Consider the following 25968-nt stretch of genomic DNA (forward strand, 5'->3'; position numbering starts at 1 on the left):
TTATTTATCCTTATTTTCCGCTTGAGATAACGCAGTGATTCGACTAGATAGACTGAATAAACGAATGAAGCCTTCTGCATGTTTTTGGTCATACACATCGTCAGCACCAAAGGTTGCAAACTCTTCCGAATAAAGACTATTAGGTGAACGACGCTGAATAACTTGCGCCATCCCTTTGTATAACTTAACCACAACATCACCAGTAAGTTGCTCAGCAAATGATGCTGCAGAAGCAAGCTGAGCTTTCGCAAGAGGCGTAAACCAACGGCCATCATAAATTACATGAGAAAATTCTAAACCGACTGATTCACGATATTTCAGCGATTCTTTATCTAATATTAGTGTTTCCAATCCTTTATAAGCCGCCATTAAAATGGTACCGCCTGGTGTTTCATAACAGCCTCTTGACTTCATGCCTACTAAACGATTCTCTACAATATCAATTCTACCGACACCATGAGCGGCACCTTTCTCATTTAAATACATTAATGCATTATAAGCGCCTTTTCCTGCACTATCGCCAGAGTAGTCTTTGCCGTCTATAGCAACTAGCTCACCTTTAACAAAGCTTAATTGAACTTTTTCTGGTGTATCTGGCGCATCCATAGGATCAACCGTCATCGTCCACACTTCTTTTGATGGCTCACACCACGGATCTTCTAATTCACCACCTTCATGTGAAATATGCCATGCGTTAGCATCACGGCTATATATTTTGGTGAGCGAAGCTGCACATGGAATATCTCGTTCAGCAAGGTAATCTAATAAGTCTTCACGAGAAACCATATCCCACTCACGCCACGGTGCAATAACAGTTAACTCTGGCGCTAAAGCAGCAAAACATGATTCAAAACGTACTTGGTCATTACCTTTACCAGTACAGCCATGACATACAGCATCAGCGCCAACTTTTAAAGCAACTTCAACGTGTGCTTTAGCTATCACAGGTCGAGCCATTGAAGTACCTAATAAGTACTGCCCTTCATAAACAGAACCTGTTTTCAAAATAGGGTAAATGTACTCTTTAACATACTCTTCTTTTAGATCAACAACGTGACATTCTGAAGCACCCGAAGCTATCGCTTTTTCAACAATGCCTTCAAGCTCTTCATCACCTTGACCAACATCGGCACAAAAGGCAACCACTTCACAACCATCGTAGTTTTCTTTTAACCATGGAATGATAGCCGAAGTATCTAAGCCCCCTGAGTATGCTAATACGACTTTCTTGATTTCTTTCTTTGCTAATGCCATTTTCTTATCCTATAAATTCTATCTAAATTCGTTAATTAATCTGCTAGTAATGAGACAAGCACAGCACATTGCGCCCACATTCTGTTTTCTGCTTCTTGAAACACAACAGACAATTCTTCATCATCAAATAACTCGGTGGTGATCTCTTCTTCTAAATGTGCCGGTTGACAATGCATAACCACGCTGGCTTTTGCTTTAGCCATTAGCTCATGATTGACTTGGTATGGTTTAAACGCAGCCAATAACTGTGCTTTATCTTCAGCCCCTTCATTGCCCATTGAAACCCATGTGTCGGTATAAATGGCATCTTGTGTGCCAATTGCATTTATGTCTGTGGTGTAAGTAAAACAAGAACCATTTTTACTGGCTAATGTTTGTGCTCTGTCTAGCATGCTTTCACTTGGCCCATAACCTTGTGGGCATACTAGTGTGAAATCGACACCAATAACCGCAGCCATCAGCATTAATGAATTAGAGACGTTATTACCATCACCAACATAAGCTAGCTTAACTTTCGTTAAGTCTTGTACATCTTGCGATGCAAAACACTCAGCTAGCGTTACAAAGTCTGCCAGTGCTTGGCATGGGTGGTATTGATCGCATAAAGCATTAACCACAGGCACACTGGCATGTTCAGCCAAACCCACTATCGCACTATTTTCAAAAACCCGAGCTACAATAGCATCAGCATAACAAGAGAGATTTTTAGCATAGTCACTAACGCGTTCACGTTCGCCTAATTTGCCATTCTGTTGGCCAAGATACAGTGCATGACCACCTAATTTAGCAATACCCATATCAAAGCTCACATGGGTTCTTAGTGATGGTTTCTCAAAGATCATAGCAACAGACTTGCCCGAAAGAGATTGAGCATATTGCTGTGGTGATTGTTTAATGTTTAAAGCAAGCTCAATAAGCATGAATGCTTGCTCTTTACTTAGCTGATCATCAGCTAAAAAATGGTTAAATTTTGACATGTCAGTTCAACTTTTAAATCAATTAAATACTTTGCTTGAAGGTGCAGTCTTATGTTTTTGCTAGCAGGTTAATTTGGCTGTATTTGTGTGCCAATACCGTGCCCGTCAAGCAATAAAGAAATCTGTTCTGGCGATTGCCAACTGGCAACCGCGATACTTCGTCGTAATTGATTAGCAGCTTTTAACGCTGCGTTAACTTTAGCTGTCATACCGCCAGCAATAACACCTTGTGATATCAATGCTTTTGCTTGAGAGTGATTTAGTGAATGTAAATACTCCCCGTTCGCATCTTTTACACCGTTAACATCGGTAAGTAGTAATAACTCAGCATTTAGTAGCTGGCATATTGCCACAGCAGCATCATCTGCATTTACATTCACTAAATCACCGTTACTTAACGCACCAATAGAAGAAATAATCGGCATAAACCCTTGCTCAAGTAACACATCGAGTAATTTACTATTATTGGTCTTAGGTTCACCCACTTGCCCTAAATCTAGTTCAGATAAAGTGCAGCTGATCATATCGCCATCATTAAGTGACAACCCTATAGCGGCCAAATTCAAACTATTAGCACTTGCTACAATAGCCTTATTTACAGTACCCGCCAACGCGCCACTGATTAAGTTGATTTGTGCTTTTGGAGTGACTCTTAATCCCTGTTTTTTTTCAGTAGTAAAACCCGCTTGGGCAAGCATTTCATCAACAACACATCCACCACCATGCACTAAAACTACAGGTTTATTCTGTAATTGTTTAATTACTGACAGTAAATCAATTAATGCGCTTTGTTTTTCTAAAATAGCGCCACCAATTTTTATAACTAGAGGTTTAGCCATTTGAACCTCCGATATAATTAGGAGCAAGCAGTGAATACTGACTAGACAAATCAATCGAAATATTAAAACACTGTAAAGCTTGAGACGCAGCACCTTTGAGTAAGTTATCGATGGCACAACTCACTACAAGCACTTGCTTTTGTTCATCATATTTCCAATGGATATCTGCAAATGGCGTATAGGCAACATTGTCTATTTTAGGCCAAGTATTAAGTAACCTAATCAGAGCCTTATCTTGATAAGCCCTATTGAAAGCCTGCTCAATTTGCTCAACCGTTACTTCAGAATTCAATTGTAATGTTACGGTTGAAAGTAATCCGCGTTTATAGGGGGCTAGATGTGGATTAAAAATAACCTCGGCACCTGCTTCTTGGGAGATTTCAGGTTGATGTCTGTGTTTCAGAATATTGTACGCACCTAAACTGACTTCATTAAAATTTGTCGCCAAAGATGCACTTCTGCCTGCACCGCTGACACCACTAATGCCATTAACGACAATAAGTGTGTCTTTACGATGTAAATTATTTTCAGTAATGGGTTTCAATGCGAGTAAACTAGCCGTTGGGTAGCACCCTGGCACAGCAACTAACGGAGTTTCTTTGATAGCAGATTCATGCCATTCAGCTAAACCATATTTAGCAACTTCTAGTGCATCAATATGCGAATGTTCAAATCCATAATACGTGGGATAGTCTTTTACATTATTGAGTCTAAAGCCACCTGACAAATCGAAAACTTTTACCCCTGCATTGACAAAAGCTTGCGCCCAATCGGCACTAAATTCATGGGGAGTGGCAAAGAATACACAATCTAATTCGCTTGCATATTGCTCAAACCATTGAGAAGAAAAAGCTTGCAAGGGTACATCACAAATCCCTTGCCAGCGACCATGTAAATCGCTGAAAAGTTTCCCCTCGGAGTAACTATTTTCTGATACGAGCAGATGTTTAATGGCAACATGACTGTGCTTGCATAGCAAACCTATCAACTCAGCGCCTACATACCCACTTGCACCAATAACGGCAACATTATTCAATTGTGACAAACCTTTTCCCCTACTAATACCTAATAAACCTATCCAAATAACATAATTTCAATACTAATAACTAACTAATCTAACCCGCTAAAACGTACAGCCTTAAAGCGCTAAATTAAGAAATCATCTATATCGTCGTCGCATTATCGGAAGCTTCATCATTTTCGAGTAGCCTTATGAAAGAAGGTTAATTACACTGTACAAACAGGTTAACACCCAACGGGTACTTATGCAACTATTCAGCATAACTATTTAAGCTTTTATTCAAATTTCGTGGAAATCTCTATGTCACAATTGCCAAACTTCTCTCAAAGTCTCACTCAACTCATTGCTTGTTCATCAATAAGTTCTACACAAGCCAGTTGGGATCAAGGCAATAAAGAAGTCATTCAATTGCTTGCCACTTGGTTTGAACAACTTGGTTTTACAGTACAAATTCAGCCAGTACCCAAAACGACTAATAAATTTAATATGTTGGCAAAACTTGGCAACGGCGAAGGAGGGCTATTATTAGCTGGCCACAGTGACACAGTGCCGTTTGATGAAAACAGATGGGAGTCAGATCCTCATAAGGTTCTCAATCAAGACGATAAGTTTTTTGGGTTGGGTACTTGTGACATGAAAGGCTTTTTTGCTTTCATACTACAAGTAACCAAGAACTTGTCTGCCAAGCAATTATCTAAACCTTTATATGTTCTCGCCACAGCAGATGAAGAAACGACCATGGCTGGTGCACGTTTTTTTGCTAATAGCCAAACAATAAAACCTGATGTAGCCGTTATGGGTGAGCCAACGAACCTTGTTCCTGTTGTGATGCATAAAGGCCATATGTCACATAAAATTAGCGTACAAGGAAAATCAGGTCATTCTAGTAAACCTAATCTTGGCATAAACGCTATTGAAATTATGCACCAAGTCATTGGCGCGTTAATTGAATTACAAAAACAATTTAATGCTAATTTTAATAATGAGGCTTTTGATGTCCCCGCGCCTACATTAAATATGGGCGCAATTTCAGGTGGAGATAATGCCAATAGAATATGCGGCCATTGTCATTTAGATCTTGATTTACGCTCTCTACCAGGTATGAGTGATGATGAGTTACTTGCTTGGCTAAGTGATGCATTAAAGCCAATTGCGGAAAAATACCCCGGCAGAATAAGCTTTGAAGAATTACATCCTAGTTCACCTAGCTTTGAACAAGAAAAACCGAGTACTTTAATCGATATTGCAGAAGAAATAAGTGGTCATAGTTGCTGCGCCGTAAACTACGCAACCGAAGCTCCTTATATTCAACAATTAGGTTGTCAAACAATCGTGATGGGGCCAGGCTCAATTAACCAAGCACATCAGCCTAACGAATTCTTAGCGCATAGTGAAATTGATAAAACCACTAAAGTACTTACGCAATTAATACAGCATTATTGTGTGAAATAGTATTTGCTAGAGTTACATGAATCTTTAAAAGCTCTAGCTCAAGGTTGTTCTACTCTGAGCTAGAACATAATGAATCCTTAAAAGTTAAGGCGATGTTTTTAAATAGATTTTTCGACTTTATTCCACAGCTTTTGATTGGCTTTCACTGAAAAGAATTCATTGGCGTGCCAGCAACGTGGCAATAAATCTAACTCTTTACGCTCTTGAAAATTCGACGTAAGTAATTCTAATATTTCATGTAATCGCTCTTTACTTAATTTGGCTAATTTTTTCGCTGTTTGAGTAAAGTATAAGTTGCTTTGCTTGGTTATTGTTATATTTTGACCATAGCCAATAAAAGACAATTTTCTGGTCGCCATTCTACATATAGGCTGTTCAGGATTTTTAGGGTAAAAGCTATTTACTATTGCGTACTCATAACAATCACCCTGTTCGCCAAAGTCATCAATAGGCATATAAACAATGCCATACCCTTGTGGAAACATACCTGTAATTTGATACAGCGCATCAACAACCACTTTTGAACACGCACCAATCTCAGCATTTTTGTTAAGCACTTGAAAGACCTGAGGTAATAACTTGTAATTATAACTGTCTTTAGTCGACATAATAATTGAAGTATATATTTGCGGAATTTTTAATAAATTACCTATGCTTTTTTTCGGGTTAACACTGGTTTTTAATAACTTTTTAATAAAGTCTGATTTCTCTTGCTCATCAATTAGATACTTATCGCGTTCAGCTTTAGTGTTACCGACAAAAATAGGTGTCCCTAAGCCCTGAATGAAATACTTTAATGTTTCACGATAATTAATTTGTAGTAACTCTTTACGTTGTTCAACATCAAGAACTCTAAATGGACTTTCCTGACCATCTTTTCCGCATAATATTTCCTGAGCTTTAGGATGATAGTTACCAACATCTTGTAATAATGCTGCCATAATGAGCGGCACTTTAACTTGATGAACAAATTCTTGATAAGTTACTGGGTCACCTTTAGCAAAGGTACAGTATTCTGTCGGAGTTAGCTCTTCTGTAAACGCTAAAATATTTTTCTCTTGTACCTGTTTATCTAAGACTAATCGGTCAAGTAAACGTAAACAAAGAATAGCTTTATAAAGGGATTTACATGTCTCATTGTTCAGTGCAACTTTTTTGCCTTCTGTGGGGCTTATCAGCTGAATAGTCCCTAAGAATTGTGCAGAACGCCTATTGGTTTCTTCAAAAGAATCTCCTTCAGCGAGTTCTAGAATATCCATACAAATCTTTAAGAGGTTTGAGTGCCTATCTGTTTGTTCAAGGCGCTGAAGTTCTCTTTCGTTTTCAGAGAGTTCCTCATTAGACGGCCTAAATACGTCATGCTCAAAGAAGCTGATCGCTCTTTCAAGTACAGAATCTTTTTGACTACTACGTCCATAAATCCTATCAATTAATTGATGAACTTGGCGTGTATAATGAGTTTGTGTTGGAGAGTCGTTAGCCATTAAGTTATGCAGTGAGTAATCAAACTAAATATGTTCTCATAATGCTAGCAAAAAAATGGAAAAGCAATAGCCAAAATGTTGGCTATTGCAAAGTTTTCAAAATTATTTTTGAGGGCGTATACCTAGAGTATGGCATAGAGCATAGGTTAATTCGGCACGATTTAGTGTATAAAAGTGGAAGTTTTTCACGCCTTCTCTGTTCAGTACTTTAACTTGTTCCATTGCGATATTGGCCCCAACCATGCGGCGAGTCATTTCATCATCTTCTAGGCCATCATACATTTTTGTCATCCAGCTCGGCACATGAACATTGGTTAGGCCGGCAAAACGCTCTAATGTTTTATAGTTAGTCACTGGTAAAATGCCTGGCACAATTTCAACATCAATACCTACGGTGACACAACGATCACGAAAACGAAGGTATGACTCAATATCAAAGAAGAATTGACTAATAGCACGGTTAGCACCTGCATCAATTTTACGCTTTAAATTCAATAAATCGAATTGAGGATTTGGTGCTTCGGGGTGCCCTTCTGGATAAGCAGCCACTGAAATATCAAAATCAGCAACATCACGTAATAACTCAACAAGATCAGATGCATACATATTTGGCTTTTCATTGCTATTAGGTAAATCACCTCGCAAAGCAACAATATGTCTTACACCACTTTCCCAGTAATCTTTAGCAATTTGCACCAACTCGTCTCTTCCTGCATCAATGCAAGTTAAATGCGGTGCAGCTAATAACGCGGTATCTTTTTGTATACGTTTGATAATATCGTGAGTTCTATCACGCGTACCACTACCTGCACCATAAGTCACTGAAACAAAGCTAGGCTTTAACGGTGCCAAACGTTCTACTGAGTTCCATAATGTTGTTTCCATTTCAGGGGAATTAGGTGGAAAGAACTCGAACGACACTTGAATATCATCACTGATCTCACTCAAGCTACGATTTAGTGATTCTACTTGTCTAGCGTGGCTATAACTCATTAATTTATCCCCTTAATTTTTACTTGATTCTGTTTATTAGCTAATTGTTGGCAAATTGCGACTAAATCTGAATGTAAGCCACCTGCTGTCACATCTCTACCTGCACCGGGACCTCTAATGATAAGAGGGTTTTCTTGGTACCATCGACTGTTAATCAAAAAGATATTGTCACAGGGTGTTAAGCTTGCAAAAGCATCTGAAGTAGGTAGCACTTCTAAGCTCACTTTTGCTTTTAGTTGTGGTTCTGATAATTCATCGTACTGTAAACGTGCAACATAACGGATACAGGCATTTTTCTTATTTGCTTCTTGATGCTTTTGTGCAAAGTAAGCATCAAGCTCTGACGCTCGCGCTAAAAACGCTTCAGTCGATAAACCTTGTAATACTTCAGGAACCAAATTTTGACAATCAATATCATCAAGCGACAATTCGAAACCTGCTTTTCTAGCTAAAATGAGTAATTTACGCTGAACATCTCTACCCGATAAATCTTCACGAGGGTCAGGCTCGGTGATACCTTGTGATAGCGCATCAAGTAACAAGGTTGAAAAACTTGTACTACCGTCATACGTTTCAAATAACCAAGATAATGTGCCTGAGAAAATACCTGCTATTTGGTTAATTTCATCGCCACTTTGGCGCAAGTCATCAATTGCAAAATTAACAGGCAATCCGGCACCTACTGTTGTATTACCTAACCATAAACTATTATGTTCAGCTGATAATTTCTTTAAATGATTAAAGTGAGCTGTAGGGCTTGATGCCGCCCATTTGTTGGCGCCAATCACGTGAATACCACGAGCAAAAAACGGTTCGTACAACAAGCTAAAGTCTTCACTCGGGGTTATATCAACCACAATTAATTCATCATAAGGGTGGTAACTTAACCAAGAAAGTAATTGCTCGTTATCATAAGCCTGCGCTTCTTGCTCGAACAGGTTCATTGCTTGGCTAACATCAATACCATCATTGTTAATCAAGGCTTTTTTAGATGAAAGTAAGCCAACTAAATGAATATTTTCTAATGCATACACACGGTTTAACTGTGTAGGTAACATTTCTAAAAAGCGCTGACCAATATTACCAAGGCCAGCCACAACTAAACCAATATGACGAGCATCTTTGGTCATGTCATGATGAACATTATTTAATAACTCAGTCGTACACGGCTCTACTAATATAGCGATAACACTATGACCATTATCACTGTTAACTAAATGTAGCGGCTTTGTTGATTTTAATGAACGTTTAAAGCGTGCTTTAATATCACCTCGTTCAGCAACTTTATGTCCTACGGTGGCGATAATCGCTACTGGCTTAAAAGTGACTTCAGTATCATGGCTTGCGAGCCATTGGCTTAAGGCTTTTTGTTGTGATTGGTTTATTACCATAAACCCTTGCTTTTCATCACTACAAATTGGCGAAAAGACTTCACAGGCTTTGGCACATGCATCCCCTAAAAAGCTCTCAGACTGAGCAATTAACAAATCATTCAAATAAGTTACTGATAATTCTTGCTTCGCTATTTGTCCAAATTTACCAATTTCAGTACCAATAACTTCAGCATCAAAACTACTGGCAACATGTAAATGAGTATGATGCTCGGTTGATTGATTAATTAAAGGCAATAACGTTTTTGCATGCAGTACAGGGTTACCTAAGCGCCCTAACTCTTTAGCAACACCATTTGGTAAGCGATGTAATTTTCTAGCATTTGGAACAATACGTGGATCGGCACTATAAATGCCATCAACATCGGTCCATAAAGTAACGTTATTTGCACCAACTAAAGAAGCGACGATAGTCGCAGAGTAATCACTACCATTGCGGCCTAAAGTACAAGTTTGTCCTTGCTCATTTTTACAAATATAGCCGGTGATAACTGCAAGTTTACCAAATTGTTTTCTTTGTCTTAATTGTGCGGCACTTGTTGCCGTATCAACACCATATTGAACTTCATTATCGATAACTAAGAAATCGCGTGAATCAATGCTATTACTTGGGCAAACCTTTTCGTTCAATAGGGCAGATAAAAGACGTGCTGACCATAATTCGCCAAACGCTAAAATGTCATTACGATATACCGCTAAACTGCCACACAACCATGCTTTAAGCTGTTCAATGTCAACACTTAACGCTTGAATTAATTGGCGAGCATTATTTGCATTCAACAACTCAGTAATAAGCGTTTCTTGTTGATTTTTTAATGACAGTATTGCTTGTTCTAACGCTCGAGGATCTTGTTCTTCTAAGGGAATATCTTGCTGCTCTTGGGCTAGCTGATATAAAGCAAATAAATTATCCGTAGTATCGCCATTAGCAGAAACCACCACGACATCATTTAATTGGCAGTTTTGACGAATAATATCTAATACGCGAGTTATGCATTGAGGCGTTGCTAATGAACTACCACCAAATTTATGCACTTGTGTTGCATGCTTTGCTAACTGATTTTGTGCGATTGCCTCAACTTGTTCATCATTGGCATTCACTTGTAATTGCTCGGTTGTCATCTTATTCCCTACCTACTGCTGCTGACTTACAGCTAAACCATGGCTTAAATCAGCAATAATGTCATCAATATCTTCAATGCCGACAGAAATACGAACCAGCGATTGTGTAATACCCGCCTCAATTTGTGCTGATATTTCCATACCGGCATGTGTCATTGTAGAAGGGTGACTAATTAAGCTTTCAACACCACCTAATGATTGAGCTAAGGTAAAAAGTTTCAAATGATTAAATAACTTTTTAACCGCCTCAACGCCACCATTAAGTTCAAAGCTAAGCATTGAACCAAAGCCCGTTTGCTGTTGTTTAGCAATATCATGACCAGGATGATCATTAAAACCAGGATAGTACACTGAAGATATTGCACTGTGATTTTTTAAAAATGCAGCGACTTGTTCTGCATTTTCTTGGTGTTGCTTCATACGAACGGGTAATGTTTTCAAACCACGTAATGCTAAAAAACTATCAAAAGCGCTGCCAGTAATACCAATACAATTTGCCCACCATGCAAGCTCTTCACCTAAGGTTTGATCTTTAGTGACCAATACGCCGCCAACCACATCACTATGACCATTAATGTATTTAGTCGTAGAATGAAAAACAATATCTGCACCAAGTAATAATGGCTGCTGAAGTGCTGGTGACAAGAAAGTATTATCTACTGCAACTAATGCGCCTGCCTCATGACATGCATTTGTTACCGCAGCGATATCAACAATACGTAATAACGGATTACTGGGTGTTTCAACTAACACTAATTTAGGCTTGCTTACTAGTGCTTTTTGCAAAGCGTCTTTATCATTTTGATCCACGACAATGAGCTTAAATTGGCCACGCTTTGCAAGATGTGTAAATAGTCTATAACTACCACCGTAACAATCATGCGGAATCACAACGGTGTCATCGGTTGATAATAACTGGCAGATTAAGTGTACCGCAGCCATGCCTGTACTAGTAACAATTCCAACTGAGCCTTGCTCTAGATCAGCGATAACCTCAGCAAAAGTTGCTCGTGTTGGGTTACCTGTTCTAGAATAATCAAACTCGCGTTTATCATTAAAACCTTTCAATGAGTATGTACTAGATAAATGAATAGGGGCTACAACAGCGCCATGATGCTTGTCTGTGTTAATACCCGCTCTTACTGCCGAAGTTGCAATTTTATTAGTCGACATGTTGTTTTCCACCTATCTAGTTTTTTTCATTATGTTATGAGTAAAAGTCCAAAAAACCATTTAGATGTTTGGACGTCTATAACTCTAAACGGTTTAGTTATTTGGGTCAAGATCTTTTAGACTTCTAAACTTCTACTTGACTCACTTTGTTCACAAGGTAAAATCTACGTCTATATAATATAAGTTATTACAATACACACTAAAAAATAGAGGAACATCCATGGCTAAGTGGAATGGCGAATATTTAAATCCCTATGCCGAGCATGGTAAAAAAAGCGAGCAAGTTAAGAAAATTACCGTTTCTATCCCTTTACGTGTATTAAAGGTATTAACTGACGAGCGCACCAGACGCCAAGTTAATAACCTTCGTCATGCAACGAACAGTGAACTCTTATGCGAAGCTTTTTTACATGCTTTTACCGGTCAGCCGCTACCTGATGATGAAGATTTAGCGAAAGATAATGACGAAAAACTACCTGCAAGTGTTCGTCGGTTACTTGAAGCACAAGGCATAACAGACTTTAGCGCCTATGAATCAGAAGATGATGATGACTAACCACATGTTTTAATGCTTAGCAAAAAATCAGAAACCGTGTCACTTTAAGTGTAGATAGCTTAATAAACACGGTTTTTTTATCTCTCTTATTCATAACACTATAATATCGGTTGTTATAGGTGATAGTATTTTAGCTACACTATTAACAGAAAAATATCCTTTCATCATTAGGAACGTAAAATGAAAGCTCAACATATTCTTGTTATTTTATTGGTTACTTGTCTTTCAGCGTGTCAATCAGCCTATTACTCAGCCATGGAAACCGTTGGTCAACATAAGCGAGATATTATGTTAGACCGCGTTGAAAATGCTCAAGATGCGCAAAAAGATGCTCAAGAGCAGTTCAAGTCAGCGTTAGAACAGCTGTCAGAACTTATTGCCTTTGACGGTGGTGATCTTGGCGAGCAATATGAAGCAACACAAGAACAATATGACGCCAGTAAAGAAGCATCAGATGAAGTAGCAAATAGAATAAACAGCATTGAAGATGTTGCTGAAGCTCTTTTTGATGAATGGCAAGATGAAATTGAGCAATACAGTAGCAACACCCTTCGACGTCAAAGCCAAGCAAAACTTAAAAATACACAACGTAAATATCGGTCTTTACTAAAGTCCATGCATAGAGCACAAAATAAAATGTCGCCTGTACTTGCTGCGTTAAAAGACAACACTTTATATCTCAAACATAACTTAAATGCTCGCGCCATTGGCGCTTTACAGGGTGAATATAAGAACATAAAACGTGATGTCGAAGTATTAGTTAAAGAGATGAATATCGCTATAAGTCAATCTGAAGAGTTCATCCAATTACTTCAAGTTGAGCAATAAACCATTTCATACAAGTTTTAGAACAGGATCTATAAATGTCGTCTACTGATAGCGCCCAACAAGTAATTGAAAAACCAAGCTTACTTTTAAAAAATGAAATAGACCAAGTAACGCAGTGGTATCAAATAGTTATTGATTACCTCACCAATTATAGCTTTCAGCTCATTGGTGCTTTTATCATCTTTATTATTGGTTACTACTTTGCTGGAAAAGTTGCTAAATGGGTTCTTACTCTTTGCCAACGACAAAAACTTGATATTACCTTAAGTCAATTTTTAGCTAATACCACTAAAATGTTGATGGTGATACTTATCACCATTATTGCTCTAGGCAAATTAGGCATTAGCGTTACGCCATTTATTGCCGCGATTGGTGCTATTTCATTAGGTGCTGGCCTCGCGTTACAAGGCTTGCTAGCTAACTATGCTGCAGGTTTTAATATCATTATTATTCGCCCCTTTGTGGTTGGTGATACCATTACCGTTCAAGGGGTAACTGGCGTAGTTAAAGAAGTATTATTGGCTTATACCGTCATCGTCGATAAAGACAATGTCGACATCACAATTCCCAATAAGCATATTGTCGGAGAGATACTTCACAATTCAAAACATGATTCATTATTAGAATTAAGTGTCGGAATTGCCTACAAGCATAACCCATTAGACGTCATTGAACTGATCAAAAAGACTATTACCAAACTTGATATTGTAGGGGAGCAAAAAGCACTGCAAGTAGGTATAGATGAGTTTTCTGACAACGCCATCACCATTGCGGTAAGAGTATGGACACCTACTGTCGATTTATTTGATAATAAGTATCGAGCTTATGAAGCGATATATTTAGCCCTTCAACAGGCAAATATTGAAATACCATTTCCGCAACGTACTTTGCACTTAGCATCAAACTTATCCGAAGCAAAAATTGTTAATAATGAATAAAAGCAACGAGCTGTTTAACGAAAGTAAACAGCTCAACTCCTCACCTTTAGAGCGTATCAACTTTAATAATAAACAATTCTTTATAAAACGTGATGATCTACTCCATCCTTATTTCTCAGGTAATAAAGCGAGAAAATTCGCTTATTATTTACATCATGATTTCAACCCTATTACTAAAGTCATTGGCTATGGTTCAGTGCAGGCCAACTCACTATATTCGTTAGCAGCACTCGCTAAGTTAAAAGGTTGGCAATTAGACTTTTATTGCAAGCCTATACCTACATGGTTAAAAGCAACACCTCTAGGTAATTATGCAGGAGCGTTATCATTAGGTGCGAACATTATTGAAGTAAACGAGCTAAGCTCAAACCTTGAAACTCATGTTGAATCAATTAACCAACACTTAGCGCAATCTGAGTTATTGATCCCCGAAGGGGGAAGATCTCACCTCGCCAGTTCAGGTGTAAAGCAACTTGCGCTTGAAATCATCCAAGATTGTCAAAAACAAAAAATAGAAAATCCTCTGATAATGTTACCCGCTGGTACGGGGACAACAGCATTATTTCTTCAACGCTTTCTTCCCTACCAAGTACTTACCTGTGCTTGCGTTGGTAAAAATGAATATTTAGAAAAGCAATTTCAATCGCTTGAGCCTAATTCATCAAGGTGGCCAACGATTCTTTCAACTTCAAAGTCTTATCATTTTGGTAAATTATATCCTGAGTTTTTCAGTATTTGGCAGAGCCTTAAAGCGCAAACAGAGATTGAATTTGATTTACTTTATGACCCTTTAGGGTGGTTAACATTAGAAGAATATTTAACAAAAACACCAACACTTAGGCCGATAATATATATTCATCAAGGTGGCTTAAAAGGTAATGAAAGTATGTTACCTCGGTATCACCGTAAATACGACACATAAAAAAGCCGTGTTTTGAAAACACGGCTTTGAAAGTCATTACTAATTAAAGCTCAAGTAATTACTAAAGCAATCATCCTACATAAAGTATGGCTTACTTATGGTATGGCTTACTTAATTTGTGAACAGACTCAATAAAATGACCTGCATGTTCAGGGTTCACATCAGGGTGAATACCATGGCCTAAGTTAAACACATGTCCTGTACCGCCCTCACCAAAACCAGCTAATATTTTTGATACTTCTTGTTCAATGCGAGGTAAAGGTGCATATAACATTGACGGGTCCATATTACCTTGTAGTGCTACTTTGTCACCAACACGTGCCTTGGCATTTTCTATATCAATCGTCCAATCAAGACCAACCGCATCACAACCTGTCGCGGCGATATCTTCTAACCACATACCACCATTCTTTGTAAATAAAGTCACTGGCACTTGGCGACCTTCATTATGACGGGTTAAACCATCAACAATTTTCGCCATATATTGTAAAGAAAACTCTTTATAATCACGTGGTGATAACACCCCACCCCACGTATCAAATACCATCACTGATTGCGCACCCGCTGCAATTTGGGCATTTAAATAACTAATAACAGAGTTGGCAAGCTTATCAAGTAATAAATGAAGTGTTTGCGGCTCGGCAAACATCATTTTTTTGATTTTAGTGAAACCTTTAGAGCTGCCACCTTCAATCATATATGTTGCTAGTGTCCAAGGACTGCCTGAAAAACCAATTAACGGTACTTCACCTTTTAATTCCTTACGAATGGTGCGAACTGCATTCATAACATAGCCCAATTCATCTTCTGGATCAGGCACAGCAATTTTATCTACGTCTGCTTTACAAGTAATTGGACGTTCGAATTTTGGACCTTCACCTGTTTCAAAGTAAAGACCTAAGCCCATTGCATCAGGAATAGTTAAAATATCACTAAATAGAATGGCGGCATCTAAAGGAAAACGACGTAGTGGCTGAATAGTCACTTCACAAGCTAACTCAGCATTTTTACACACTGACATAAAGTCACCGGCATCTTTACGAACTTCGCGATATTCTGGTAAATAACGACCTGCTTGGCGCATCATCCATACGGGAGTGTAATCTACTGGTTGCTTTAAAAGCGCACGTAAATAATTATCGTTTTTTAATTCTGTCACCAAGATATCCTCTTAACTTTAATTTGCTTATTTCGTGTTAATTTACTGCTATATATTGATAAGTAAAATAACCTTGCCTGTTGGCATTATATAATATGCGCACAGTTTAACACTGAGAATCATTTTGATCTATGCGCCAAATCAACAGAGCACAAATCTTCTAAAAAATAATGTCTTTAAAAAATATTTAAATGAATTTTACACTTGTATTTATTCAACTTTTTTCTAATCAACAACTTATCAGTTATGCTATTGTAATTGCTCTATATACGAAGAAAGTCGTGGAGTTTATGCTCTATTAAAGTTGTTGCAGCGGCAAAAATGGTTTGTTATAAAATGGCTGCGCTACAGAAAATAATAATAATAAAGATTTAATAACTAATAAGAAGCTAGTTTAACTAGACCATAATGCGAGCATTTCAAACCTTTCTCTTCGAGAAAGGTTTTTTTATTTCTAAAGCTAGGGGCTGTTGATCTTTCGGGGTTGTTTTTGCAGCTTTTTGTTGGATATTTGTACAAGGCAGAGCCTTTGTCATGTGGTTATTCCACATAAAAAGGCGATAACGCCGTAAAAATAACCAACAAACGCTGTCCGAAGGATTCGGCTAAAAGCATTTTACGCTTTGTTGAGTAGTATTTGCTTAGAGTGACTAAGCTACACACTACTCGGGGCGAATAAAACGCTTTTAGCACGAACAAAATTTAATCGCGAAAGATCAACAGACCCTATACATTTCACTATCTTCTTGGTGAGATAACCATCAACACTTTCCCTAAAACATGCTCTTTACTCACAGGGCCAAGCTTCTCAATGGGCAAGTTATTTTCTTGCCAAGCTTTTAACCAAAGTAACCCGTTATGATCGACCTTTGCTAAGGTTCTCACAATGACGCCATAACGCGGATGAAACACTTTTAAGATATTTCCTTCTTTCAAGGGTCTTAATCTGAGCCAAGGCACAAGAAAAACAAAGCTATTCTCTGGAATATAAGGCGTCATGCCAACGCCTGTAATTTTACAAAAATGAAAACCAAACATCACACCTCCTCTAAACTCGAATTATAGGCTTTAATAAATCAGCTTTTTGCTCAGTACCCTCTACTTTTACTGAAACCATCGGAACTTCTTTATCGGTATTTATCTCTGGAATAAAAAACGTTTTATTTAATTTAGTCATGAGTTGATATAGCATAAATCCCCCTTATAAAACCTGACAGTCGTTCATCTCTATTAATACTATTGATATAACACTGCGATAAACACCCGAACACACTTCGCCTGTGCATTGTAATTACGTATTTTTCGCTACTGGTAGGTCACTTCAAAACCGCCCAAACAAGAATGATTCTCATTATATTTAATTTACCACTAATGTAAAGCGGAATATTACTTATCATTAAGATATAACGCATAATTGATAAGCTCTTGCATCGGCTGTTACTAAGTTATAACGTTGAGTAACTAACCCTGAAATAAGAAATAACTCATGAATAAACCACAACGTGATATCACACTACGATTTCTTGCTGAGCCACAAGATGTTAATTTTGGCGGTAAAGTACATGGCGGTGCAGTAATGAAATGGATAGATTTAGCTGCCTATGCCTGTGCTGCTGGATGGAGTGGTCGATATTGTGTAACGGCTTATGCCGGTGGAATTCGTTTTGTTGCTCCTATACATGTTGGTAGCTTGGTCGAAGTAGAGGCCAAAGTTATCTATACTGGCAACTCTTCAATGCACATTGCTCTTGAGGTTAATGCTTGCGACCCTAAGTCTTTAAATAAACGTTTAACAACGCACTGTATCGTAATTATGGTCGCTGTTGATCAAAATGGACAATCAGAACAAGTGCCGCAATGGGTACCAGAAACAGAGGCTGATAAAAAACAACATGCCTCGGCAATCAAACTAATGGAAATGCGCAAACAAATTGGCGATGAAATGCAAATTTTTGTTGAGTAATTCATTAAAATAAAAGCGCTATTATTTGTTTTTTGCTTCTATCCACTGCGCCATATATTTTGTGCTTTTATGATGGTGATGATTAAGCATACTACCGATAAAGTTTCTCTCACGGTGTGTGCTTAAATTTTCAGTTAACACTTGTAAACGCTCTGTTAAGGTTGCATATATCTTTTGCTGCTTAAATTGCAGTTTGGCATTTTGAGGCCCTAACTCACTTGCAGACAACCACACGCTTTTATCTTGATAATGTGTCACTGCTTGCTCAACAAAACTCTGTACATCGTTTGCCACCGCACCAGCCCAAGGCAAGTGAGTCTGCATTCCTTCACTACCAATGTCAGTTGTAATTGAAGGGGTCGCACATAGCATTGCTTCAGCAAGTTTACCTTTAATACCTGCACCAAAACGTAATGGCGCTAAGCAAACTTTAGCTTGTTGCATTGCAATAATGGCATCATCTACCCAACCTTTAACTAAAAAGCCACTTTTTTCATCATGTAAAGCAGTGGCTTTAGGCGGTGGATAAGCGCCATAAATATGCAGTTCTGCTTCAGGTATTTGCTTTCTAATTAATGGCCAAATTTGCTGCTTTAACCATAATACCGCATCCCAATTTGGTGCGTGTCTAAAGTTACCGATCGCCATAAAATTACTACGGTCTTCATAATTAGGATTATTTTTTGATAACGCTTGCTCTGATAACATAAAAGCACAATGGTGAACTAGTGACTCATCAACCTTAAATAAACGTTTTAGTAGCGCTATTTCAACCGTTGAAATCATTAAACTTAAGTCGCACCGAAAAATGGCAGCAACTTCTCGTTTAGCCATATCAGACTGTAACAAGTCAATATCAGTTACCTCTCGATGCTGCTTAAAAGCATCATGGCGCGCATGTCTCAAACAAAATAAATCCTCGGTATCAAGTAATTTAATGGCTTGTGGGCATTGCTCACTAACACGCCAGCCAAATTGTTCTTCCATCATAAAACGGTCAAACATAACCATATCTGGCTGTAATTCAGTGATAAAGTCATCGAAACTTCGACAGTTAAGCGCAATTGTTTGTTGAACTACTGCCAATGCAGACAAGTCAACCATATGCTCTGTTACTTGAGCTGGGCTGGCAAAAGTGATTTGATAATCTTGCTGCTGAAAATAGTGAATTAATTGCATCATACGACTACCTGCCGCAGATGAATTCGGCTCAGGCCAAACATAACCAATAATAAGGAGTTTTTTCATTTCAAATGATGTTCGTTGTTATCAAAAGTGCTTAAATGAATTAAGAGACAAATGCAAAGTGCATAAAAAAGCCGTTAACCTCAGTTAACGGCTTTTATATTAACATATTAAACCAAGTGATTATTTATCAACTGGTTGGTCACCCACTTCTGGTGCTGGCTCTGCTTTTTGAATTTCAAGTAATTCTATTTCGAATTCTAATACTGAGTTACCTGGAATACTTGGTGGGTTACCACCTGGGCCATAAGCTAAGTCTGAAGGGATGGTAAATTTATATTTAGAACCAACAGGCATTAATTGTACACCTTCAGTCCAGCCTTTAATAACACGGTTTAATGGGAATACAGCTGGCTCATTTCTGTCGTAAGAGCTGTCAAACTTATCGCCATTAAGGAAAGTCCCCGTGTAATGTACTTTAACTGTATCTGTTTCAGCTGGTTTTTCACCTTCACCTGCTTCAATAACTACGTACTGAATGCCAGATTCTGTGACTTGAACACCTTCTTTCTTCGCGTTCTCTTCAAGATATTTAGTACCTTCTGCTAAACTTGCTTCTGCATCAGCAGTAATTTTAGCTTGCTGTTTCTCTTTCATGGTTTTATCAAGGTTCATCAATAATGCTTGAATTTCTTCCTTTTCGATTACTGACTTACCATCCATGCTGTCCATGAAACCCTTAACAATAAGTGTTTTATCTAAGCTAAGACCTAACTTATCATGCTCTTCTAGGTTACGTTGCATGTACATACCAATAGAAGCACCTAAGCCATAAGCTTGTTTTTGTACTTCAGACTCTAAAACAGGCGCTGCAACAACTTCTTCAGCTGCTTTTTCTTGACAACCCGTAACAGCAATTAGCGCAACTGCAACTAACGTAGGCTTAAAAAATTTCATTTATTTCTCCATACATAGCAAAAAATTGGAGAACACCCCCAATCCGACATTAAAATTTTATTCTGTTATTAAAAAACTAAAATTTAACTAAACAAAATTTCAAAAGCCCTTATACTAACGGTAATTGCCTTGATAAAAAAGTCCTATATTTTGTTTATTTGTAACCAATACTTAAAAGGTGTTTTATTCTTATTGTTAGGTGTCTTCCTTAGTGGTTGTCAACCTAACCAAGCCAAGCCATTAGCGCGGTATCAGCATGCCGTTGAAGGATCATATGCCGGCGAAATATCTCGAGATGGTATGTATAGTGTTGTCTCTTCAATTCATCATGGCATTAGTGTTTGGGATTTATCAAACAACACTCGTCTTTATGATTGGGCTCAAGAACAGAAAAGTAGCGACAATTTAGTGTTAGCTATCGATATTAGCGATAACTCAAGCCACGCAGTAACCGCCAATAGAGATAATTTTGCTCTATGGAATTTAGCAAATGGCCAGTCTGAAGGGTATTGGCAGGTACGAGAATCAAACATCCGCGATATTGCCGTCAGCAATAATGGCAATTATGTACTTATTGGTAAAAGTAATGCTACCGTCGTTCATGTCGAGATTGATACTGGCCGAAGATTAGAATTTTTAGGCCATAGCGAAAAAATCAATAGTGTTGACATGTTACCTAATGGTCGCGTAGCCATGTCAGGCGGAAATGATTTTATTGCTTATGTTTGGGATAGTGAATCAGGTCAAGTTATCTACCAATTTAATCATAGCAGTCGCGTTTCAAAAGTCGCATTAGATCCCTCTGGTCGCTTTGCTTTTTCTGCTGATAGCATGAAGGCTGCTCATATTTGGGATTTAAAAACCGGTAAACTTATCACCACACTTCAAGGCACTAAACGACACGAAGTCTTTAGCTCGGTTAGATTTTCTCCTGATGGTAAAACGTTAATTACAGGGGCTGCAACTAAAAAAATCAGTGTTTGGGATGTTTCTACAGGAAAAAGACGCGCTCACTGGTTTGTAACACCAAAAGAGGCAAATAGACCAACGGGTGCAGTTGTGTATAGTGTCGCATTTAGCGATAATGGTACTATATTAACAGAGAGTTCTTCAGGATACGCAGAATCATGGCCAATGCCGAAATAAGCTTAACTGCCCATAAAATTAATGAAACCTATGTCAAGGCGCTTGAAGAGCGTGTCGATTGCCTAGAGTCACGCAATGTTTTTCAAGATGATGTTATTGAACAATTAAGTGAAGAACTTGCCGTTCATCAAAGTGAAATAACTGAACTGAAAAAGCAAATTCAATTGGTGGCTAACCGTATAAAAGATTCTGGCCAATTATCATCTGATAAAGAGCAAATTGAACCGCCACCACCCCATTATTAATGATTTAGATCTAACAAATTAAGGCTTAAAAACACCAATAACTTGCTCGTGCTGACGCACTTCTTTTTCTACTTGCTCTTCTGCTTGTACCATTTGTTCGCCACAACTGACACAAGTCACCTTTTCAATACCATCTTCTTTGGTCAATGCCATGGTGTCTAGTGCATTACATTTAGGACAAATAGCACCTGCAATAAAGCGTTTTTTTATACGTGTATTCATGTTTAAGCCATATTTTATGCTATGCCAACACAACATAGCGCTAGATTTGTTGCTATTTTACCTTGAATACTGCCCACACCCAAGCGACAATGCACACGTATTTTTGTTATCAAGTTAACGACCAATGGTGTCAGTTGACTAAGTTGAGGAAGTCCCGTTGATTACTGCATCAGATTTAAGCTTAGATAGAGGCGCTAAAAACCTTATCAAAGCATCAAATTTTACCATACACCCAAATCATAAAGTTGGATTGGTTGGCAGTAATGGCTGTGGTAAGTCTTCGCTTTTTGCCGCTTTCTTAGGTGAGCTAGCACCTGATGCTGGCGATTTATCTATTCCGAGTAGTTGGGATATTGCCACAGTAAAACAAGAAACGCCTTCTCTTGAGCAAACCGCACTAGATTACGTGATGGATGGCGATAAAGAGTTTAGAGCCCTAGAACACCAATTAGCGCAAGCTCGTCAAGAAGATAATGGTACACTTGAAGCCACAATTATCAATAAAATAGATACTATCAATGGTTATAGTTTACCTGCCCGAGCAGGAGAATTACTGCATGGTTTAGGTTTTTTACAAGCACAACTAGATACGTCGGTAAAAGATTTTTCAGGTGGTTGGCGTATGCGCTTGAACTTAGCCCAAGCATTAATTAGTAGAGCTGACTTACTCTTACTCGATGAACCAACCAACCATTTAGATTTAGATGCCGTTATTTGGCTGCAGCGCTGGCTTAAACGATACACTGGAACACTGGTACTTATCTCGCATGATCGAGATTTCCTTGATACCGTGATTAATCAAATTATTCACATAGAGCATCAAAATGCTAAATTATATAACGGTAATTACTCAGCCTTTGAAAGGCAACGTGCTGAACACTTAGCCCAACAAGAAATACAATATCAAAAGCAACAGAAAGAAGCCGCGCATTTAACTGCGTTTGTTGATCGATTTAGGGCTAAGGCCAGCAAAGCTAAACAAGCACAAAGCCGTTTAAAGCGCTTAGAGAAACTACCAGATTTAGCACCTGCGCATGTCGACACCCAGTTTACTTTCAGTTTTGAAGAGCCAGAAAGTCTTCCATATCCGTTATTATCATTAACAGAAAGCCTTTGTGGTTACTCTGAACGGAGTATTATCTTAAAAGATGTTGGTTTAACGCTAGTCCCTGGAAGCCGTATTGGATTACTTGGGAGAAATGGTGCAGGTAAATCAACCTTGATCAAATCACTTGCTGGCGAAATTAGTTTACTCGCTGGAGAACGTTATTGTGCACAAGAGCTTAAAATTGGTTATTTTTCTCAACATCAACTTGAACAATTACATTTAAGCTCTACACCTGTAGAACATATATTAAGAGCTAAGCCAAGTTTTGGTGAGCCGCAAGCAAGAACTTTTTTAGGTCGATTCGGTTTTAGTGGTGACCAAGCCTTATCAGTTGTTAAAACGATGTCTGGAGGCGAAAAAGCTAGATTAGTACTTGCGCTAATTGTCTTAGAAAAACCACAACTACTGCTACTTGATGAACCGACCAACCATTTAGATTTAGAAATGCGCCAAGCTTTAGTCCTAGCTTTACAAGAATTTAGTGGTGCTATTATTTTAATCGCCCATGACCGATTTTTATTAGAGTCGTGCGTTGATGAGTTTTATCTAGTTGCAAATGGTCATGTTAGCGAGTTTTCTGGCGATATTGATGATTACCAACAATGGCTCAATGACGATAAAAAACAAACCCTTTCTGATAACAAAGTATCAAGCAACTCTAATGATGAAAAAGCGCCAGACAAAAAACAATTGCGTCAACAACAAGCACAATTACGTAAAAAGGCTGCTCCATTAAAAAAACAATCAGATAAATTAGAAAAAGCTATTCACCAGTATCAAGAGCAACTTCAGCAGGTTGAATCAATCTTAAGTGATAGCGATATTTATCAAACTGAACGCAAAGCAGAGTTAACCGATAAATTAAAAGAACAAGCAAGCTTAAAAGAAAACATTGAAGAAAATGAGATGCTATGGTTAGAATTGGCCGAGCAAATAGAAGAGATAATGTCTGCTGAAAATTGATTTTTAGGCTAAACTAACCTTAATAATAACAGAGATTTAATTGGTGATAACAATGCATAAAACGTTCTTCTTCATAGTTCTGGCTTTCGCAATGAGCTTTTCATCATATAGTGAAGGTAGTAATTTAAAAAAAGGTATTTATGAGCTAAATAGAGGTGAATTTCAAGCCGCTAAAGCGCTATTAATGCCACTAGTTGAACAGCAATATGCTCCCGCACAGTACTACATGGCAACGATGTATAAAAACGGTCATGGTGTACCTAAAGATGCAATGAAGGCTTTAGCATTGTTTCAAAAATCTGCCGAACGGAACTACCCTGACGCACAGTTTGAGTTAGCGCTACTCTATACCGAAGGAAAAGTTGTTAAAAAAGATCTAAAAATGGCTTACCAGTTAACAAGAAAAGCCGCTAAAAAAGGCTTAGCTGGTGCTCAATTTAATTTAGCCGTAATGTATGCCGAAGGCAAAGGCGTTCAACAAAATAATTTTAAAGCGTCTCGCTGGTATATTAGTGCTGCAGACCTCAATTTCGCATTGGCACAATATAATTTAGCCCTTTTATATAGCGAAGGAAAAGGTGTAGAGAAAAGTACAGAATTGTCTTATGTTTGGAATACCATCGCATCTTGGAATGGCTACCCTGATGCAGAAACAAGTCGCTTAATCGATGAAAGAGCGCTCACTAAAAAGAAAATTTTATTAGCGCGTGAAAAAGCGAATCAAATCTATCAAAAAATTTTAGAGCAACAAGAAATTAAAGCAAAAATAAGTGAAAATAAACGTTTCCTTTGATCTAAGTCATTTAGCTAAAATTGATGGTTATTTAAACTAGCTTTGTTGAGGAATTATTCTTTAACTACAACAAAAATAATTTAAATACCAAGGAGCTCACCATGAACTTTTTATCAATGTTAGCTAATGACCCCGTTGTTATGTTTTCTTTTGGTGGACTAACAATTGTACTTGCAATCTGTGCCTATTATATTTATTACTTTTTAAAGCATATTCAAGACGATAGCTAAGTTTACCTTGATACCATTCCGCATAAAGAAATGACCTCCTATTTTATGAGGAATGGTATAATTACACAAGGACTGTTTAAAAAATAACCGCATTAACGCTATATAACTGCTATAATAGTTACTAAGTAATCTCAGTTCGGGTTAAGAGATAAGTTAACAGTTTGAAATTGTTAGACTTGTAGTTATAACAACTCACTAGCTACTATCCCGAACTTAGGTTTAGTCGTATACAAGTGCATCTAAATAAAATTAGATGTGTTTGTGCTTGTATCAATACGGATGTATCTATGATCTCAATTAATCAATCATCAACTAACTTAAGTTTTATTGAACGTTTAGCAAAGCAACGCGAAGAACAAGATGAGAAGCTCGCTTCAGGCAAGCGTATTAACTCGGCTGCTGATGATGCAGCGGGCTTACAAATAGCTAATCGCTTAACTAGTCAAATAAATCAGAATGAGCAATTAAGTTTTAATGCTCAAGATCAGGTTAATCTTAATAATGTTCAAGCAGGCGCGCTGTCTTCTATTACTGACAACTTAGAGCGGGCTGCAGTTCTATCGGTACAGTCAGGGAACCCACTTTACGACAACGAAGCTATACAAGGGGAGTTGACTCAAATTACTGAAGAAATTAATGTGATTGCCAGTGATGTATTAGGGCAAGATAATTTTATTTCAGGGTTAGATGCTGCCGACCCAGTTGCCACACAAACCATTATTCAAGATACCGCGGCTATTGTTGGTGAATCATCTAGTGTACTAGGTGCACAGAGCAACGCGTTAATTAGTCAAGTAGCAACCTATGACACCGCTGTTGTCAATGTCAGCGCATCTCGTTCTCGTATTGAAGAGTCCGATTTTGCCAGTGCTACCAGTGAACAAGCAAAAAATGACATCCTTCTACAAGCAGCCATCATTAGTAAAAAGAACGAAGAAGAGCGTAAAGGGCTTTTATTCAATAAGCTTATTTAAAATAACCTAGCTAATAGTGCTGTTAAAACATTAGCTTTAGATAAACTAAAACTATCACGCTAGAGGCGCTTTA

26 protein-coding genes and 1 pseudogene are annotated in these 25968 nt (G+C 38.0%); 12 read left to right on the top strand and 15 right to left on the bottom strand.

Annotation, left to right across the window (positions count from 1 at the left end; all coding sequences use genetic code 11):
* The 4 genes from D1094_RS03120 to argC form a co-directional block, all read right to left on the bottom strand.
* Positions 1–1254 carry an argininosuccinate synthase gene (locus D1094_RS03120; protein ID WP_118958585.1) on the bottom strand — a complete coding sequence of 418 codons (1254 nt, stop codon included), beginning with the start codon at positions 1252–1254 and terminating at the stop codon, positions 1–3.
* Between the two features lie 35 nt (positions 1255–1289).
* Complete coding sequence (locus tag D1094_RS03125) at positions 1290–2231, bottom strand: ornithine carbamoyltransferase (RefSeq protein ID WP_118958586.1); 942 nt, start codon at positions 2229–2231, stop codon at positions 1290–1292.
* 68 nt (positions 2232–2299) lie between these two features.
* Complete coding sequence (argB, locus tag D1094_RS03130; RefSeq protein WP_118958587.1) at positions 2300–3070, bottom strand: acetylglutamate kinase; 771 nt, start codon at positions 3068–3070, stop codon at positions 2300–2302.
* The gene (argC, locus tag D1094_RS03135; RefSeq protein WP_259337796.1) at positions 3063–4115 is read right to left on the bottom strand and encodes an N-acetyl-gamma-glutamyl-phosphate reductase; all 1053 of its coding nucleotides are present in this window, start codon (positions 4113–4115) and stop codon (positions 3063–3065) included. The genes argB and argC overlap by 8 nt, the downstream gene beginning before the upstream one ends.
* A gap of 276 nt (positions 4116–4391) precedes the next feature.
* On the opposite strand from argC, the gene argE reads away from it, so the two are divergent.
* Positions 4392–5543, top strand: a complete 1152-nt coding sequence (gene argE / locus D1094_RS03140; RefSeq protein WP_118958589.1) for an acetylornithine deacetylase — start codon at positions 4392–4394, stop codon at positions 5541–5543.
* 98 nt (positions 5544–5641) lie between these two features.
* Here the strand turns inward: argE and D1094_RS03145 are convergent, their stop codons facing one another.
* From D1094_RS03145 to metB, 4 genes are all read right to left on the bottom strand, one after another.
* Positions 5642–7027, bottom strand: coding sequence for a hypothetical protein (locus tag D1094_RS03145; RefSeq protein ID WP_118958590.1), 1386 nt, complete (start codon positions 7025–7027; stop codon positions 5642–5644).
* Positions 7028–7129: 102 nt separating this feature from the next.
* Positions 7130–8020 (bottom strand): methylenetetrahydrofolate reductase, encoded by an 891-nt coding sequence (gene metF, locus D1094_RS03150; protein WP_118958591.1) that lies wholly within the window; start codon positions 8018–8020, stop codon positions 7130–7132.
* Positions 8020–10533 (bottom strand): bifunctional aspartate kinase/homoserine dehydrogenase II, encoded by a 2514-nt coding sequence (gene metL, locus D1094_RS03155; RefSeq protein WP_118958592.1) that lies wholly within the window; start codon positions 10531–10533, stop codon positions 8020–8022. Before metL ends, metF begins: the two co-directional genes overlap by 1 nt.
* 12 nt (positions 10534–10545) lie before the next feature.
* Positions 10546–11706 (bottom strand): cystathionine gamma-synthase, encoded by a 1161-nt coding sequence (gene metB / locus D1094_RS03160; protein ID WP_118958593.1) that lies wholly within the window; start codon positions 11704–11706, stop codon positions 10546–10548.
* A 220-nt stretch (positions 11707–11926) separates the two neighbouring features.
* Between metB and metJ the strand changes: the two genes are divergently transcribed.
* The 4 genes from metJ (at position 11927) to D1094_RS03180 (ending at position 14950) form a co-directional block, all read left to right on the top strand.
* The gene (gene metJ / locus D1094_RS03165) at positions 11927–12262 is read left to right on the top strand and encodes a met regulon transcriptional regulator MetJ (RefSeq protein ID WP_118958594.1); all 336 of its coding nucleotides are present in this window, start codon (positions 11927–11929) and stop codon (positions 12260–12262) included.
* Positions 12263–12442: 180 nt separating this feature from the next.
* Positions 12443–13090 carry a DUF2959 domain-containing protein gene (locus D1094_RS03170; protein ID WP_118958595.1) on the top strand — a complete coding sequence of 216 codons (648 nt, stop codon included), beginning with the start codon at positions 12443–12445 and terminating at the stop codon, positions 13088–13090.
* 35 nt (positions 13091–13125) lie between these two features.
* The gene (locus tag D1094_RS03175) at positions 13126–14028 is read left to right on the top strand and encodes a mechanosensitive ion channel family protein (RefSeq protein ID WP_118958596.1); all 903 of its coding nucleotides are present in this window, start codon (positions 13126–13128) and stop codon (positions 14026–14028) included.
* The gene (locus tag D1094_RS03180) at positions 14021–14950 is read left to right on the top strand and encodes a 1-aminocyclopropane-1-carboxylate deaminase/D-cysteine desulfhydrase (RefSeq protein ID WP_118958597.1); all 930 of its coding nucleotides are present in this window, start codon (positions 14021–14023) and stop codon (positions 14948–14950) included. The genes D1094_RS03175 and D1094_RS03180 overlap by 8 nt, the downstream gene beginning before the upstream one ends.
* A 91-nt stretch (positions 14951–15041) precedes the next feature.
* On the opposite strand, the gene hemE is transcribed toward D1094_RS03180, so the two are convergent.
* The 4 genes and pseudogenes from hemE to D1094_RS18585 form a co-directional block, all read right to left on the bottom strand.
* Positions 15042–16109, bottom strand: a complete 1068-nt coding sequence (hemE, locus tag D1094_RS03185) for a uroporphyrinogen decarboxylase (RefSeq protein ID WP_118958598.1) — start codon at positions 16107–16109, stop codon at positions 15042–15044.
* A 378-nt stretch (positions 16110–16487) separates the two neighbouring features.
* Positions 16488–16772 (bottom strand): annotated as a pseudogene (locus D1094_RS18820) (hypothetical protein).
* 75 nt (positions 16773–16847) lie between these two features.
* Positions 16848–17147, bottom strand: coding sequence for a nickel-type superoxide dismutase maturation protease (gene sodX / locus D1094_RS03195; protein WP_118958599.1), 300 nt, complete (start codon positions 17145–17147; stop codon positions 16848–16850).
* Between the two features lie 10 nt (positions 17148–17157).
* Positions 17158–17301, bottom strand: a complete 144-nt coding sequence (locus tag D1094_RS18585) for a hypothetical protein (protein WP_182440079.1) — start codon at positions 17299–17301, stop codon at positions 17158–17160.
* 294 nt (positions 17302–17595) lie between these two features.
* On the opposite strand from D1094_RS18585, the gene D1094_RS03200 reads away from it, so the two are divergent.
* The gene (locus D1094_RS03200) at positions 17596–18072 is read left to right on the top strand and encodes an acyl-CoA thioesterase (protein WP_118958600.1); all 477 of its coding nucleotides are present in this window, start codon (positions 17596–17598) and stop codon (positions 18070–18072) included.
* A gap of 21 nt (positions 18073–18093) precedes the next feature.
* On the opposite strand, the gene D1094_RS03205 is transcribed toward D1094_RS03200, so the two are convergent.
* Positions 18094–19320 (bottom strand): glycosyltransferase, encoded by a 1227-nt coding sequence (locus D1094_RS03205; protein ID WP_118958601.1) that lies wholly within the window; start codon positions 19318–19320, stop codon positions 18094–18096.
* A gap of 120 nt (positions 19321–19440) precedes the next feature.
* A complete protein-coding gene (gene fkpA, locus D1094_RS03210) occupies positions 19441–20214 on the bottom strand; it encodes an FKBP-type peptidyl-prolyl cis-trans isomerase (RefSeq protein WP_118958602.1) in 774 nt (257 codons plus the stop codon).
* 129 nt (positions 20215–20343) lie between these two features.
* Between fkpA and D1094_RS03215 the strand changes: the two genes are divergently transcribed.
* Positions 20344–21360, top strand: coding sequence for a WD40 repeat domain-containing protein (locus D1094_RS03215; protein WP_259337797.1), 1017 nt, complete (start codon positions 20344–20346; stop codon positions 21358–21360).
* Positions 21342–21605: a SlyX family protein gene (locus D1094_RS03220; RefSeq protein WP_118958603.1), complete on the top strand. Its 264-nt coding sequence runs from the start codon at positions 21342–21344 to the stop codon at positions 21603–21605. The genes D1094_RS03215 and D1094_RS03220 overlap by 19 nt, the downstream gene beginning before the upstream one ends.
* A gap of 18 nt (positions 21606–21623) precedes the next feature.
* Here D1094_RS03220 and D1094_RS03225 read toward each other — a convergent pair whose 3' ends face one another.
* Positions 21624–21827: a YheV family putative zinc ribbon protein gene (locus D1094_RS03225; protein ID WP_118958720.1), complete on the bottom strand. Its 204-nt coding sequence runs from the start codon at positions 21825–21827 to the stop codon at positions 21624–21626.
* A gap of 157 nt (positions 21828–21984) precedes the next feature.
* Between D1094_RS03225 and D1094_RS03230 the strand changes: the two genes are divergently transcribed.
* From D1094_RS03230 to D1094_RS03240, 4 genes are all read left to right on the top strand, one after another.
* Complete coding sequence (locus tag D1094_RS03230) at positions 21985–23898, top strand: ATP-binding cassette domain-containing protein (RefSeq protein WP_118958604.1); 1914 nt, start codon at positions 21985–21987, stop codon at positions 23896–23898.
* A 91-nt stretch (positions 23899–23989) separates the two neighbouring features.
* Positions 23990–24691 carry a tetratricopeptide repeat protein gene (locus tag D1094_RS03235; protein WP_259337798.1) on the top strand — a complete coding sequence of 234 codons (702 nt, stop codon included), beginning with the start codon at positions 23990–23992 and terminating at the stop codon, positions 24689–24691.
* A 101-nt stretch (positions 24692–24792) separates the two neighbouring features.
* Positions 24793–24921, top strand: coding sequence for a hypothetical protein (locus tag D1094_RS18825; protein WP_259337799.1), 129 nt, complete (start codon positions 24793–24795; stop codon positions 24919–24921).
* Between the two features lie 287 nt (positions 24922–25208).
* A complete protein-coding gene (locus D1094_RS03240; RefSeq protein ID WP_118958606.1) occupies positions 25209–25895 on the top strand; it encodes a flagellin in 687 nt (228 codons plus the stop codon).
* Positions 25896–25968: the final 73 nt, after the last annotated feature.

The sequence above is a fragment of the Colwellia sp. RSH04 genome (genome assembly GCF_003545765.1).
GTDB lineage: Bacteria > Pseudomonadota > Gammaproteobacteria > Enterobacterales > Alteromonadaceae > Colwellia.